At 59.2% G+C, this 15,410-nt stretch carries 9 protein-coding genes and 2 pseudogenes; 6 read left to right on the top strand and 5 right to left on the bottom strand.

Features of this window, described 5'->3' with window-relative positions:
- Nucleotides 1-399 precede the first annotated feature (399 nt).
- The 3 genes and pseudogenes from METAC_RS24380 to METAC_RS0117880 form a co-directional block, all read right to left on the bottom strand.
- Entirely contained in the window at nucleotides 400-4,362 is a 3,963-nt protein-coding gene (locus tag METAC_RS24380) for a beta strand repeat-containing protein (RefSeq protein ID WP_245257517.1), read from the bottom strand.
- 42 nt (nucleotides 4,363-4,404) lie between these two features.
- Nucleotides 4,405-5,235, bottom strand: a pseudogene (locus METAC_RS27500) (two-partner secretion domain-containing protein); the annotation flags it as partial.
- 431 nt (nucleotides 5,236-5,666) lie between these two features.
- On the bottom strand, nucleotides 5,667-6,365 hold the full coding sequence (locus tag METAC_RS0117880; RefSeq protein WP_026608081.1) for a pirin family protein: 699 nt from the start codon (nucleotides 6,363-6,365) through the stop codon (nucleotides 5,667-5,669).
- A gap of 138 nt (nucleotides 6,366-6,503) precedes the next feature.
- Here METAC_RS0117880 and METAC_RS0117875 point away from each other — a divergent pair, with 138 nt between their 5' ends.
- The 3 genes from METAC_RS0117875 to METAC_RS0117860 all read left to right on the top strand — a co-directional run bounded on the left by METAC_RS0117875 (nucleotide 6,504) and on the right by METAC_RS0117860 (nucleotide 10,269).
- Nucleotides 6,504-7,409, top strand: a complete 906-nt coding sequence (locus METAC_RS0117875) for a LysR family transcriptional regulator (protein ID WP_026608080.1) — start codon at nucleotides 6,504-6,506, stop codon at nucleotides 7,407-7,409.
- A 253-nt stretch (nucleotides 7,410-7,662) separates the two neighbouring features.
- Nucleotides 7,663-8,793: an FMN-dependent L-lactate dehydrogenase LldD gene (lldD, locus tag METAC_RS0117865; RefSeq protein ID WP_026608078.1), complete on the top strand. Its 1,131-nt coding sequence runs from the start codon at nucleotides 7,663-7,665 to the stop codon at nucleotides 8,791-8,793.
- Between the two features lie 570 nt (nucleotides 8,794-9,363).
- Nucleotides 9,364-10,269, top strand: coding sequence for a sulfotransferase domain-containing protein (locus METAC_RS0117860; protein WP_084143774.1), 906 nt, complete (start codon nucleotides 9,364-9,366; stop codon nucleotides 10,267-10,269).
- A gap of 945 nt (nucleotides 10,270-11,214) precedes the next feature.
- Here the strand turns inward: METAC_RS0117860 and METAC_RS27495 are convergent.
- Nucleotides 11,215-11,574 carry a hypothetical protein gene (locus METAC_RS27495; RefSeq protein ID WP_156898268.1) on the bottom strand — a complete coding sequence of 120 codons (360 nt, stop codon included), beginning with the start codon at nucleotides 11,572-11,574 and terminating at the stop codon, nucleotides 11,215-11,217.
- 161 nt (nucleotides 11,575-11,735) lie between these two features.
- Complete coding sequence (locus METAC_RS0117845; protein WP_026608075.1) at nucleotides 11,736-13,460, bottom strand: DEAD/DEAH box helicase; 1,725 nt, start codon at nucleotides 13,458-13,460, stop codon at nucleotides 11,736-11,738.
- Between the two features lie 539 nt (nucleotides 13,461-13,999).
- On the opposite strand from METAC_RS0117845, the pseudogene METAC_RS27210 reads away from it, so the two are divergent.
- The 3 genes and pseudogenes from METAC_RS27210 to METAC_RS27485 form a co-directional block, all read left to right on the top strand.
- Nucleotides 14,000-14,180, top strand: a pseudogene (locus METAC_RS27210) (IS6 family transposase); the annotation flags it as partial.
- 341 nt (nucleotides 14,181-14,521) lie between these two features.
- Nucleotides 14,522-14,788 carry a DDE-type integrase/transposase/recombinase gene (locus METAC_RS27490; protein WP_425338922.1) on the top strand — a complete coding sequence of 89 codons (267 nt, stop codon included), beginning with the start codon at nucleotides 14,522-14,524 and terminating at the stop codon, nucleotides 14,786-14,788.
- A 32-nt stretch (nucleotides 14,789-14,820) separates the two neighbouring features.
- Complete coding sequence (locus tag METAC_RS27485; RefSeq protein WP_026608073.1) at nucleotides 14,821-14,982, top strand: hypothetical protein; 162 nt, start codon at nucleotides 14,821-14,823, stop codon at nucleotides 14,980-14,982.
- The last annotated feature ends 428 nt before the right edge of the window (nucleotides 14,983-15,410 follow it).

Genomic DNA, 15,410 nt, shown 5'->3' with positions numbered 1-15,410 from the left:
GGCGGCGGACGTTTCTTTTTGCATCGCCGCCCTGAACCTGCGTCACAGGTTTTGAAAACCCGTTTCTGAGGAATCCGGAAATTTCCCTCCAGTGCTACGCCGAGGCGATGGATAGCCACATCCTATCAGAGATCGCGCGGCGCAGATCGTCGGTCTTGCCCGGGCTTCCTCACGCGAACCAGCTTGTTCGCGTCCTCAAACGCGATGCGCCAATAAAATCCCTTTGTGCGACAACCAATTTAGGCGCCTCTCCTTCGCAGAAGGGCCAAACAAGAGTAGCGACTAGCACGACGGCTTGCGGCGCCGCGACCAAGGCTGCGTGAAACGCGCCGCAGCAGGCGATGAATGTGCCGACCTTCAATGCTACAGTCCATTGAGCGTGAGAGCCGCGTGGAGACCTCACTGGCTTGGCGTCTCGTTCTTTTTCGCGGAGTCGTCCTCGAGGTTGAAGCGTTGACCGTCAATCTCGATATGGCGGATCGCCGCGCCATAGCCCGCCCCGCGAGGCTTGGCGGCGGGCTTTCGAGCCGTCTGGGCGACGTGACTCCGGCGGGGGCGCGGCGCGTCCTCCTCCTCGGACTCGTCCCGATCGCTCGATTTCGCGCCCGCATCGCCGCCCCGGCTCGCATGCCCCGCGCCGGCCGCGGAGGAGGACCCGCTCTCCTTGATCGTCAGGCTGTCGTCGATCTTGGGGCCGGCGATGGCGGCGACTTTCTCCTTGCCGGCGGTCGATTGCGCGCCGCTCGGCGGCGTCTGGGCCGTCATTTCCACATTGGTGGTCGAAATCACATTGGCCGCCGCCGTCGCGGTCCGCGCCTCCTGCGCGAGCTGTTGAGCCGCGGCCGCCGCAGCCGCCGTCCGCGCCGCCGCCGGTCCATCGACATAGGTGTTGTTTGTGCCTGTATCGCCACTGCCGGTAAGCCCTTCGGCGCCGCTCGGTTGTGTCACAGATCCCGTGGCGCTGGAATTGCTAATGTCGCTACTTGATGCTCTGCCGACCAATCCGCCGACGTATGAACCCGTACCTGACACATTTCCGGAGGCGGAGGAATTGCTTATAGCGCCGGTGTAGCTCGAGCCGACCAGTCCGCCGGCAGTTCCGCCATTGGTCGCCGTCACATTTCCGCTTGCCTTGGAGTTGGTGATGTTGCCGATGGTCGGCGCGCCATAGAAACTGGAGCCGTCATTTTCTCCGACTAGTCCGCCAACATTGTTGCCTGCGGTTACATTGCCGGTCGCGTAGGAGTTGCTAATATTGCCCTGGTTATTCGATCCAATCAGGCCGCCGACCTCGCTCCCCGTATTGTCATTGGTCGATACATTGCCTGTAGCATAGCTGTTCGTGACGCTCCCGGTCAAGACGCCACCGTTTCCCGGGCCGTTGTTGGACCCAATCAATCCGCCGACGTAGTAATTGCCAATTACATTGCCAGCCGCATAGGAATTGCTGATATCGCCGCCTACATTCCATCCCACCAAGCCGCCAATGCCACCTCCGCTGGTGTTCGTCGCATTAGCGCTGCTCGTCACATTGCCTGTGGCGAAGGAATTGCTGATATTGCCTCGGCCGGGCGTCGCATTTCCGCTGACGTAATATGTATTTGCGCCTACCAGCCCACCAACGGAACTACTCCCGGTTACCGCACCAGTGGCGTAGGAATTGCTGATGTTGCCGCCTTGATTCCAGCCGACCAGACCACCGTCGTTGTCGCCAGACGCATTGACCGTGACCTCTGCATAAGAGTTGCTGATGTCGCCGGTATAAACACCGTTTAACAGACGGGCTTGATTGAACCCTATCAATCCGCCGAGAAAGCCCGCGCCGTCGCCGCCCGTTATTGTGCCAGTCGCAAAATCATTGGTGATCGTGCCAGAGTTGTTGGCGACCAGTCCGCCATCAATCCCACCTCCTAAACTATCAGTAATATTGACATTGACGACCCCGATGTTGCGGACAGCTCCGCCCGCATCTACTTGGCCGATCAGCGCGTTCCCACCGTTTCCGGCGGTGTCGTTGATGGTCAGATTGGATATCGTATGACCGAGCCCGTCGAGAGTGGCGGGCGTTACGACGGTTTTGAATCTAATTTTCTGAGTCTGGCCCAGCTCAGCAATCGCCGCGCCGCTCAAAGCCGTGCTCGGGGCAGTCAGATCATTGGCCAACGCATAATAGCCGGCGACGCCGCTGATGGCCGTCAATTGATCCCAGCTCTTGATGAGCGTGTAGCGCTGATTGTTCAGCGTCAGGGTGCCGGTGCTGTCGAAGTTTATCTTCCCGGTAAACGTGCCGTTTCCGACGCCATTTGCGTCGGCGCCAACTTCCGTATAAAGCCCCATGGGGCTGCCGTCGGCATTGGCGCCCGAGCCATAACTGGCGTCAAGGCTCGCGGTCCCGCTCGCTGTCATAACGGCATTGACGAAAATGTTGTCGGCCGCGGCCAATGTGAGGGTGTTAGCCGACCAATTGACCGGTGCATTAATGAAAATATTCGCGCCCGTCACGCCGAGAGATTGGCTGACCGTTACATTGTTGCCAGCGATGAAGGCGAACGAGCCGGTATTGTCGCCAAGGTCCGTGACCGATGCGTTAAGGTTGATATTGTCCGCAGCCTTAAATGTCAGGAGGCCAGCTCCCGAGCTCACAGGCGCATCTATGTTGATGTCGCTTGCCGATGTCAGTACAAGGTTGGTGTTTTTAAGCGAGGCGATCGAAAGTGGCGAGCTAATCGATATGCTCGAAAGCGGCGCGAGAGTCAGCGTATGACCAAAGCCGTTAAAATTCCCGGTGAGTTGGTTTACGGACGAAAATCCGAAGGGTTTTACGTCAGCAAGAGTCAGATTGACGAGACTGGCGCCAAGCACGTAATTCAAAGTTGGATTTTTCTGGACCGCATCAAGATCCTTCACCGAATTGATGACAGTATAGTTCTGGCCCTGCAGATTCACGCGCCCGTTGCTCGCAAAATCGATCCTACCCGTGTAGGAGCCGGAGGTGTCGAGGCTCATATAAAGCCCATTAGGGCTGCCATCGGCGTTTGCGCCTGAGCCATAGGTGGCGACAAGACTTCCAGATCCCGTCGCGGTCATCACATTGTTGACGAAGATATTGGCGCCGGCATTGAGCGTCAAAGTGCCGGAGGACCAGTTCAGGTGCGAATTTATATTGATATTGTTCGAGGCGTTTAGAGCTATGTCGCCCGCCGACATGTTCACTGCGCCGTTGACGTTGATATTGCTGGCCGAGAATGTCCATGAGCCGGCGGTCGCCCAGCTTTCCGCTCCATCAATATTGATATTATTGGCGGCGGTCGCGGTGAGCGTGTTGATGGTGATGGCGGAAGAGCCTTCGAAGTCGATGTCGGTTCCCGCTTGGAGCGTGGCCGCGCCACTTCCGGTCAGTGCGCCGTTGATGTTTATGGCCTTTGTAGCGGTCAAGGCCAAGGGCGCTTTTCCTGACCAAGCCACCGTACCGTCGACATTGATGACGGTGCTCGAAAACGACCACGAGCCTGCCGACGCCCAATTTTGCGTCGAGTTTATATTGATGCTGTTGGCCGCCGTCGCCGTGAGCGTGTTGACAACAAAGGCAGAGTCGGCGTTGACGTTGAGGTCGGTTCCTGCTCGCACCGTCAGCGCCGAGTTCGCGGCGGTTCCGGTTACGGTAGCATTGACGTTTATGACGCCGTAACCGCTCGTGTTTAAGGACTGAGGCGTGGCGGACGACCAACTCACTGGAGCATTAATATTCAGTTCCTCATAGACACTGAACACAGGCAGCGTGACCCAGCTTTGCGCTGCATTGATATTAAGTGTGCTCGCAGTCAAAGAAACCGTATTGGCATTAAGTGACGATGGTGCATTGACATTGATGCTCGCTCCGTTGAGTGAAAGGCCGCCATTTGTGCCGGTGATGGTCGCATTGACATTGACGTTATTGATAGCATTGAGCGTCAGCGTATTCGAACTAGACCATGTCACCGCCGCGTTGACATCAATGTTGCCTGCCCCAGAGCCGGCGCTGTCCGTAGTAATGGTCACATTTCCATTGGCAAGATTGCTGTCCAATGTGCTGGCCCCGATGCCGCTCGCGGTTTGCGCGGCGCTCCCGGCAGCGATTGTGAAGTCGGTCGGGTCGATCAGCCAAGTGCCATTCTCGCCACTTGCCGATTTGGTGGTGATGACGGCGTCGTCGGCGATCGTCACCCGATTGCCGCTGGTCTCGATCTTGCCGCCATTTCCGCCCTTCGGCGCCGAGGCGTCGAGCTTGCCGGCGACTTTCACAGTTCCGCCAGAAGCCAGAAGCTTGATCGATCCCACATGCGCTGTCGCCGATGCGCCGGAGCCGCCTTTGAGCGCCGCCATGGTCTGCGCCTGGATGACGCCGCTATTGTTGACCTGCGCCGAGAGCACTGCGTCGGCCGCCTTGGCCGTCAGGACGACGCGGCCGCCGTCGGCCTTAATCGCGCCCTTGTTCTCGACCAACGCGTTCAGCGTCCCTTCGTCAATGGTCACGTCGACAAGGGAATCTCCGTTGAAATTGAGGGTGATCTTATTGCCTGAGGCCATCGCGACGGTTCCCAGCGTGGCCGTGATCAGGCCCTGGTTGGAGACCGTTTGGCCGAGCAGCGCGACATAGCCGCCGTCGGCTGCGTGGATCGTGCCCATATTGACCACGGAGGCCGAGGAGGAGCCAGAGAATACGTAGTTTCCGGCCATGAAATTCTTGTTGGAAATGTCGAGCGTTGAGGCGACGAGTCCGCCGACATTGACCTGCGAATCCTTGGTGAAGAGGACGCCCGCCGAATTGATGATGAAGACCTGACCATTGGCGTTGAGCGCGCCGGAGATGATGCTTTGCTCATTGCCGATGACGCGGTTGAGCGTCACCGACGAACTGCTCGGCTGGTTGAAGTTGACTGTCTCCTGGGACCCGATGGAGAAGCCCTGCCAGTTGATGATGGCCTTGCTGCTGGACTGGTTGATGTTGGTCGTGCTTCCAGACTGCGAGATATTGGCCGAGCCCTCGACGACGGTTCCTCCAGTTGGTCCAGCGAGCGCCGCATCCTGCAGCGCCAGCAAAGCGGCTACAGCGGTCGTGGTGGCGAATGAGCCCGGGAGGCCGCGCCAGCGAGAATGCCGCAAACCGGGTGGATCTGCCGAGGCCCCTGCCGCGGCTCGGTCTGAGCTATGCTTTTTTTTAGCGATGAAATTTTCGGAAACAGGGACTATGGGCATGGCTGCGGGCCTCGAATAGCGCGCCGCTAGCGAGCGCACTACTATATATTTTATGATATAGCAGCATCCGTTAGGGCATGATCCGCGTCAATGGGAAAAGACGCGCCAGCGCCTCCTTGCGAGTGATAGCATGACGCTGTGGCGCATTAGCCACAGCGGCGCCGGTTCCTTCGAACCCATATTGGCGCCGACGAAGTCGACGGCGCTCGGGACCAGCGCGACGAAGCTGGCCTATGTCATGATCTCATGAGGGCGATTCCCGAATCGCCCTTGGCGTGATTCAACCTTCTGATCATGGAGGTTGGCATCGCGCGATTTGATCTGGCCTCCTCCCTCCGCAGCATACAGGCCGGGTCGGAGCGCCTGGCCTCCGCGCTGACGAGGCCGGAGGCGCACCAAGGCCTGCGAGTCCTTCGAGCTTTTGGCCGCAATCAGGCGGCGTCGACCAGCACGATCTCGGCGTCGTCAATGGCCGTGATGGTCAAGACGGCCTCGCGAGAGACGGCTGCGCCGTCGCGAGTTCCGATCCGCACGCCATTAACATCGACAGCGCCCTGCGCGGGGACAAGATAGGCGCGGCGCTCCGAGCCTAGGACGTAATCGACCGATTGGCCCGCCTTCAAGGTGGCGCCAAGCACCCGCGCCTTAGCGCGGATCGGCAGAGCGTCGGCGTCGCCCTCGATCCCACTGGCCAAGACGATAAGGCGGCCGGAGCGGTCGGCCTTCGGAAAGGGCTTGGCGCTCCAAATGGGCGGACCTCCTGCATGATCCGGGTGGATCCAGATCTGAAAGATCCGAGTTGTCGCCGGCTCAAGATTGTATTCGGCATGACGAATGCCGGTTCCGGCGCTCATCACCTGGACGTCGCCTGCTGGTGTGCGGCCTTCGTTTCCCAAGCTATCCTTGTGGGTGATGGCGCCCTCGCGGACATAGGTGATGATCTCCATGTCGGCATGGGGATGGGGAGGAAAGCCGGAATTGGGCGCGATCTCGTCGTCATTCCAGACGCGCAGCGCGCCATGCCCCAACCGCGCCGGGTCGTAATAGTCTCCGAACGAGAAGTGATGCCTGGCCTTGAGCCAACCATGGTCGGCCTGGCCAAGCGTGGAAAAAGCTCTGCGATCAATCATCCTCTGATCCTTCGCCTATCCGCCGGACCGGTTCTCTCCCGGCCCACCCAAGCGGTTGGCGTCTTCGAAAACATAGCTATGGACGACCTTAGCGATTAGAAATAGAAACTATGGAAACTTATTGTTTCAGATATTGATGTGACAAAGCTCCCGGATCTCGAAGGCCTCGCCATATTCGCCAAGGTCGCTGAAGCGCGCTCCTTCGCCGGCGCTGCTGACGAGCTGTCTCTGTCAAAGGCGACCGTTTCAAAAGTCGTGGGCCGGCTCGAACATCGGCTGGGCGCGCGGCTGTTCAATCGGACTTCGCGCCGACTGGCGCTGACCGAACTTGGTCGCCGCCTCGCCCAGCGCGCTTCGGCAATCGTAGCCGAAGCCGAAGCCGTCGAGGCGGATGCGCTGGCCCAGTCGGCGACGCCGCGCGGCCTGGTGCGGCTGGCCGCGCCAATGTCGTTCGGCTTGAGGAAGGTAGCGCCGGTCCTGCCCGAGTTCCTGGCGCGCTACCCCGAAGTCACGATCGATCTGCACCTGAGCGACGCCATGGTGGACCTGATAGGCGAGGGCTTCGACGCGGCTCTGCGCATCGGAATCCTTCCGGACTCCTCGCTGCGCGCGCGCAGCCTCTGCCCCGTGCGCCGGCTGGTGGTCGGCGCGCCGAGCTATTTCAAGCGCAAAGGGCGGCCAACTCATCCAGCACATCTCGTAGATCACGACTGCCTCGGCTACGCCTACCTGCCGACTCCCGACGTCTGGCGGTTCTTCGATGCATCGGGGGACGAAACCTCCGTGCGGCCGGCCGGGCCGATGCGGGCGAACAACGCCGACGGACTGATGCCGGCCCTCCTCGCCGGCTTGGGGATTGCGGTGCAGCCGGATTTCGTCGTCGCCGAGGCGCTGGCGGACGGCGCGCTGGAGGCGGTGATGCGCGACTGGTCGATGCGCGACGGCTCGCTACATCTGGTGACGCCTCCCGGCGGACCCCGCCCCGCCCGCGTCGAGGCTCTGATCGCGTTCCTGACTATGGCCTTGTCTGGGAAGGCGGAATGACAACCCAACCGCCGTCGGGCGATGCCGCACTCGCCTGCCCGCTGGCAGCGGGTCGGCCTTGTCTCGATATTGATCATCCGGGGCGCCAACAGATGATCGTCGCCGCGCGTGCGCTGCCGATCGCTCTTCAAGACCGAGACAGAAGATTGCCGACGAATAATGAACCATCGCCGAATTTCTCGCCGTCGCGCATCCGCGCAGATCCATGCCTGACATCCAATCACCTTGACGAAGCCATTTCCCGGAGGCCCACATGATCGTCTCGTCTGCTTCAGATTATCGCGAAGCCGCGCGACGTGGGCTGCCCAGCTTTCTTTTCGATTACATCGATGGCGGAGCCAATGCGGAGCAAACGCTGAAAGCCAATATGGCCGATTTGGCGGAGGTGATCCTGAGACAACGCGTGCTGAAGAATGTTTCCGACCTGAGCCTCGCGACTGAATGGTTCGGTCAACCCTCAGCGCTTCCCTTGATCCTCGGACCCGTCGGGCTCGCCGGCATGCTCGCCCGTCGCGGCGAGGTGCAGGTGGCTAAAGCCGCCGCAAAAAAGGGCGTTCCTTTTGTCCTATCGACAGTTTCGGTCTGTTCGCTTGAAGAAGTGGCGTCCCAATGCCCACGCCCAATTTGGTTCCAGCTTTACGTGCTCAAAGATCGTGGGTTTATGCGAAACGTACTGGAGCGCGCCGAGGCTGCTGGCGTGAAAAATCTTGTTTTTACAGTCGATATGGCTGTGCCCGGAGCGCGCTACAGGGACGCCCATTCCGGCATGTCCGGGCCCTTCGCCGCCCAGCGGCGCATTCTGCAAGCCATAACGAAACCCGCCTGGGCCTTCGATGTCGGACTAAGGGGACGTCCGCACGATCTCGGCAATGTATCGAGCTATTTCGGCGAGGCGATCGCGCTGAGCGATTACATGGGTTGGATTGGCAAGAATTTTGACCCCTCCATTTGCTGGGCGGATCTCGAATGGATCCGCGATTTCTGGAAAGGCCCCATGATCATCAAGGGCATTCTGGATTCTGAGGACGCCCGCGATGCGATTAGGTTTGGGGCAAATGGAATCGTCGTCTCGAATCACGGCGGGCGGCAGCTCGACGGCGCGCTGTCGACGGCCAAGGCCCTACCGCCAATTGTCGATGCAGTCGGAAGCGATCTCGTCGTCCTCGCCGATTCGGGCGTTCGGTCCGGCCTCGATGTGGTGCGCATGCTGGCGTTGGGAGCGAAAGGCGTCATGCTCGGACGCGTTCCCGCCTTCGCTCTCGCGGCGAACGGACAGGCCGGAGTTGAAAATGTGCTCGACATCTTCGCCAACGAGATACGCATCGCTATGACATTGATCGGCGTCCCTTCCGTCTCTCAAATCAACAAGACCGTCCTTGCCTAGCGGAGGCACACATTCGAAGGCTTCTCCAATGAGACGACGCCACACTTGAGGCGTTGCTTTCGGGCCATTGTGACTTCGGGGACGGAATGCGTGGTTTCGCTGGAGCAGCCGAGAGACGCAGTCGCGTTAACGTGACGGCGTCAGCCGTGCCCCTTGCGGTATTCGATACATCGCTGCCCGGAGCAGAATTCCGTTTGACACGCTCAAGCTTGCTATGATTGTATCCAATATATTTTTGTTCATTTTACTCAAAGCAATCAGAATTCCAATGACTGATGTTGGCGCACTCTTGCGAAAAAGTTATTATGAGCGTGTCGCCGCCATGGGGAGCCGCGGCCATATTGAAGGATCAGGCAATTCCGCATCGCGCGGGGCGTGCGGCGCCGGTGCCTGTCAAGCCATCCATTCCTTAGACACATTACCCATGCGGACCACGGCCGAAGTTCTCGCGCTCCTAAAGACGCGAGGCGAATCGGCCTGACATGGATACAAAACATCTCACTCCCATCGGCGTAATTTGTCGCAGCCGTCCGGCAGCCGAGTCGGCGACACGACTGCCCAACGTGCAGCCTGCCGGCTGGACACGGCGGCGGATCGCAGCAGCCTCTCCCCTCGCTTGCGCGGCAAAAGGCGATCTCGATCGCGTCTTACCCCAAATCCGGCAATACCTGGGTTCGCGTCTTCATCCATAATCTGACGCGTGAACTGCGCGGCGACGTCGAAGATGCGCAAAGCATCAACGCGCTCGACCAAATGACCAGCCGCGAGGGATTGGCCCGGACCTTTGCGCATCGCTTGGGCAAACCCGCGCATTTCGCTTCGCCAGCCGAGATCGCCGCCGTGCGCTCCCTGGTCCGGGCCGATTTGGTCCAAGGGCGCGACGGACCCATCTTCATCAAAACCCATAATGCGGTGGCTCTGGTCGAGGGACATCCGACGATCAATTTCGATGTGACTTTGGCGGCGGTTCACATCGTCCGAAATCCCCTCGACATAGCGGTTTCTTATGCGCATCACTCGGCTTTGCCGGTTGATCAAATCATCGACTATATGGCTGACTCCGCGGCGAGCAGCGTAGGCGCGGAACGGCGCGTCCATGAATTCATGGGCTCGTGGAGGTTTCACGTCGCAAGCTGGATGTCTGTGCCGCATCGGCCGGTGCTGGTCTTGCGCTATGAAGACATGCTGGCGGAGCCCGAGAGGACCTTTGGCCGTCTGGCGTCGTTTCTCCGGTTGAAGGCCACGACGGACCGATTGCGGCGCGCGATTGAAAACTCGTCCTTTGCGGAACTGGCGCGCCAGGAAGCGGCGCATGGCTTTATCGAGCGGCCGCAAACCGCGGGCAGGTTTTTCCGGTCGGGCAGGGCTGGCCAATGGAAAGCGGCCTTGTCGGCAAAGCAGGTCAAGGCGGTCGTGGAGGCTCATGCGCCAATGATGATGAGGCTTGGCTATTTGGGTGAGGATTGCGGGGACTGAGGATAGGGTGAAGCAATGCGGCGCTGCGCTTCATTGCGTTGGATCCGAAACTTTGCACAGCAGCCGAGGCGATAGGGCATATTTACTTTTGAAGGTCAAGAGACGAAGACAGCATGAACAGAAGCACACCAATCAAAATATGTGTCGACATCCTGTCGTGTCTATTCATATTGACAATACCTATATGCGCACTAGTTCTACCTATCGAGAATCATAGTCATGGAAACAAGCTCCCAGTTTCTTTAATAATATGCATGCTTGATGCACTTCCGTTTGTGTTCGGTGTGGGATGGCTGGCGTGGCGATATCCAAAACTGTGGATCAATATTAGACGAATTCATATAAATAGTCCGCTGTTATACGCTTTCTCTCTAATTTTAATATCTATATCGGCGACCGCGCTCTATGGCACCTACTACATCTTATGCACGCGATTAGTTTTCGGGGGAACGAATGAGCAGCCTTTCTAAATTTACATCTACATTGGGGGCAACCGACGGTGCTGTCAGTGCTCTAAAAGAGGGCAGCACCATGGGGGAGATCAATGCCGCAAATCAGCTTGCGGCAGCCGATCGATGTGGAAGGTAGAAACGGCGGGGGCGACGGAAGCGGATCTCAAAAGGAATCGAGGGCTATGTCGCGCATAGCGCGAGCGCGGCCACCAAGACAGACACGCCAATCGTCAAGATTCCGTAGTCGATTCCGGTCGTCACCCGCGAGCAGCTCGACGACCGCGGAAGGGAGGACGGATATGATCTGAAACCTTTCATCGCAACCCAGAAAGCTCGAAGCCCCCGGTAGAGACGGAGCCCGCCAGCCGAAAGCGAGTCTTGCGCCGGCTGTGATTTTTCATGGAATAGGTATTCTGTTTGAGGGGTCGTTTTCACGGCTCTAGCGCAAACTGTCGGAATCAACACAAAGCATTGATGGAGAGCGTTAGTCGGCTCATGCAGCGAGAGCTGCATTCCGAATTTCGGGCGCGGCGTTGCCTTTGAGGGGAAGATGGCCGAGTTCGAATTGACTTTTTCTGATCCGATGCATCAGTTCGATGCCAGCTATGGTGATTGAGGCGCTCCGAAAGCGCTTCAATCCAAGCACTCGACCCAATCGAAGTTTGATCGATGGTCCCTCCAGATCCGGGAGGCAATGTCGAATGCCCAGGAAAAAAGACTGCTCGAAGCCTAGTGGAAGGTTGATGCGCATGGCGAAATAACGCAGTGCGAAGTTCACGATCCGATGACCATGGTCCTTCGTTAGCGTGGCGTCCAATCCGATCTGATGCGATGGGAAGATAGAAGCGGACACTACCTGTTATCCGGCGCGGGCCGCGGCATAAACAGCGCGCGGCCGCGCCCCTGGCCCCATCCCGGTTTCAAGAAACGCGACGATAGGGACGAGGCCGAGCCGCGCCGAAACGGCGATTGACGCGCAGTTCCAGCCCGACGACCATGCAATCATACCTCCGCTCAGGTTCTCGACCGGCTGTTGCGCTCCGCTTTCCCGTGGCGTTTCGGCTTGGAGCCTTTCGCCGGCGCTTCGAAGGTCTTGCCCTCGAAACCATCGCTCAGGCGCTCTACGAGGATGTTGTCGCCGCCCGGACGCTGCATATTGACGGCAAACTGCGCGGCGACCGACTCCGCGACTTCGAATTTGGTTTCGTGCTCAAATATCCGGATCACACCGATGTTTTGCTTAGTGATGTTTCCCTTGCGGCAGAGCATCGGCAATAGCCACTTCGGATCGGCGTTCTTTTTGCGACCGATGTCGAGCCGGAACCACGCCACGCCGGCCGGAAAGGCCGCCTTCGCCCTCGGCGCCTTGGGACTCTTTGCCTCCGGCAAGCTCCGAGATCCGCGCGCCTCCCGACGCTCTGGGCCATTTCCAGGATCGACGACCTCCTCCACCGCCGGAAACCGCGATCGGTAAATTTTGACCAAGGCCGCGCCGAGTTGCTCGGGCGTACGCTCGGCGAGCAACAGCCGCGCCATCTCGATATCCTCTTCGGCAGGCGACTCGGCGAGCATCGGGTCGCGCAACAAGCGCTCCTGATCGAGCTTGCGGATGTCCTCCGCCGAGGGCGGTCCGCTCCAAAAAGCGAGGACTCCAGCCTCGCTCAATAATCGCTCGGCGCGCGCCCGGCGCGAGATCGGAACCAGGAGCGCGCTCACCCCCTTGCGGCCGGCACGGCCGGTGCGCCCGCTGCGATGCTGCAGCGCCTCAGCGTCGTGTGGAAGCTCCGCGTGGATGACGAGCCCGAGATCGGGCAGGTCGATGCCGCGCGCGGCCACATCGGTCGCCACGCAGACCCGCGCCCTTCCGTCGCGCAGCGCCTGCATAGTTTGGTTGCGTTCATGTTGGCTCAGCTCTCCTGACAACAGCACCGCCGAGAAGCCGCGTTCGAGCAAGGTCGCGTGCAAATGACGGACCGATTCGCGCGTGTTGCAAAACACGATCGCGGTCTGCGCCTCGACGAAACGCAGGACGTTGACGACCGCGCGCTCGGCTTCCATCGGGGCCACGCGAATCGCGCGATATTCGATGTCCGCGTGACCACGTTCGCCACCCGCGACGTCGATTCGCATGGCGTCCCGTTGATAGCGTTTGGCCAGGGCCGCGATGGCTTTCGGCATCGTGGCGGAGAACATCAAGGTCCGCCTGCCTGCGGGCGTCGCCTTCAGAATAAATTCCAGATCCTCACGAAACCCGAGGTCCAGCATCTCGTCGGCTTCGTCGAGAACGACGGCCGCGAGCCCGGCGATATTCAATCCGCCGCGCTCGATGTGATCGCGCAGGCGCCCCGGAGTGCCGACGACGATATGCGCGCCTTCCGAGAGCCGGCGGCGCTCAATCCGGGAGTCCATGCCGCCGACGCATGACATGATCCGCGCGCCGGCATGCTGGTAAAGCCAGCGGAGTTCGCGCTCGACCTGAAGCGCGAGTTCCCGCGTCGGCGCAATAACGAGCGCAAGCGGCGCGGCGGCATCGCCTATTGTCTCGGCGGCGCCGAGAATCGTCGAAGCGATGGCGAGGCCATAGGCCACCGTCTTGCCGGAACCGGTCTGAGCCGAAACAAGGAGATCCCGGTTTTCCGCCGCCTTGCTCGAGACAGCGGATTGAACGGGCGTCGGGTCATTGTAATCGCGCTCGGCGAGCGCGCGAGCCAGCGCGGGGCTGGTTTCAAGGAAGGTCACTGATGATTTTGCCCGATTGGGTGAGAGGCGCCGGAAAGCGGGACGTTCGCCGGCGACGACAAAAGCCGCGAACGAACGATCTCCGTCCACGGACGCGAACGAACCTTACGCGGGTTAGCGTTGCGGCGCCATCCAGGTGGCGGCCGCCGCGTTGCGCTTAATCAGGGTTTGCTTCACTTTGCATGCTTGCCGCGGCGCCTTGGACTCATAAGACCCTGAAAATACGCCAAACTTTTGCAAAGTGCCTCGCGACAAAATGCGACGCAGGGAAATTGTGAGATTGGGCAAGAATAGCCGGCGTTATCAATGGTATTCGGCACAATTGTGGATTTTAAGAGCGCGCGAAGAGAGGCGAATTCCTCTTTTTTGAGAGTGAAAGAAACGTTGGGGGGGTATACTGTCAGCTTCAGAGCCATCGGTCGAAAAAGGAAGCTCAGTATAGTGCCGATCCTGATGGTGATCGTCATAACGACTCTGGCGCACTCCGCTGAAACGGGTCATATTCGCCGCAAACTGGCCTTTGGAGCAAGCGAATCGCTATGCCGCGCATAGATGATTTTTTCAAGGACCGCCATTTCGAGCGGGAGATCATCATCTCTCTGCATCCGGCTGCATCCTCGATTCAAGATTAGCTTTCGAGATCTCGTGGAAATGATGGCTGAGCGGGGAATGTCTCCGGCGCATACGACGATCATGCGCAGGATCCAGCGCTATGCTCCGGAATTCGAAAGCGCTGGAACCGCTTCGGGTTCTGGTGCAAACGGTTGAGGCAGGGCATAATCGCCGCCACCTCGACGTCGGAAAAACCCGTGATGTTGTGCATTGATGAACTTTTCGAGGGCCGGCATTTCGACCAGGAAATAGTCGTTCTCTGCGTTCGCTGCTATCTACGGCTCACGCTCAGCTTTCGCGATCTCGTGGAAATGATGGCCAAGCGAGGGATTGATCTGGCCCATACGACAATCATGCGATGAGTCCAGAGCTTCGTTCCTGAATTCGAAAAGCGGTGGAACCGGTTTGCCCGCAAAGCGGGCCGGTCATGGCGGGTCGATGAAACCTATGTGAAGATCAAGGGCCGCTGGACCTACCTCTATCGTGCCGTTGATAGCGACGGAAAAGCCGTCGATTTCCTGCTGCGCGCCAATCGAGACGTCGCGGCCGCCAAAGCGTTTTTCCCCTGGGCGTTCAAAAGCCAGGCCCGGGCTGCTACAAAAGATCACGCTCGACGGCTATCAGGCGTCGCACAGGGCAGCCAGGGAATTTCTGTGCGAACATCGGCGAGGCGGGCGGACCAAGGTGCGCTCATCAAAGGTGCCTCAATAATTTAATTGAACAGGACCACCGATCCATCAAGCTTCGTTTGGGTCCTATGCTCGGGTTCAAGCGATTTCGAAGCGCGTCGATCACGATCGCCGGCATCGAGCTCATGCATCGGATCAGGAAAGCTCAATTCGCATTGAGCAAACTCAGAACGACTGACAAAACAGTGCCAGAGATCTGGACTGCGGTGCTTGCCGCCTGATCCTAAGAACGCCAGAGCCCCCAATTTCGCATCCGTTCGTGGAATTCGCACCACAGCCAACACGTTTATGTCACGAACTCAGGATTCGGTTGCGGCAGCAGCGTGTCGGTGATTGACACGACCACGAACACAGTGTTGACACGGTTCCCGTGGGGCATGCGCCCTATGGCGTCGCCGTCGTTCCTCCGCCGCCGATTGGTCCCCCCTTCCACGCCTTTACTGTCGCGGGGCTAACGCTGCAATTGTCGGGCAGCTGGCTAAAAGATTCGTTTAGCCTTCACTCGGAGTTTGTCACCAAAGACCACCGAGGCCTTCATCCTGACTCTGAGACAGTTGACGTTCAGGTCGGCCCTTTCATTGGCGTGATTCCTGCTGGATCATTCCGGAAGGAGGCCGATGGAATTTACGTATACGTAGGCCCGGTTTAA

The sequence above is a fragment of the Methylocapsa acidiphila B2 genome, from assembly GCF_000427445.1.
Taxonomy (GTDB): Bacteria; Pseudomonadota; Alphaproteobacteria; order Rhizobiales; family Beijerinckiaceae; genus Methylocapsa; species Methylocapsa acidiphila.
Note: the sequence above shows the minus strand (reverse complement) of the source record. Positions and strands in the feature narration are given on the sequence as shown.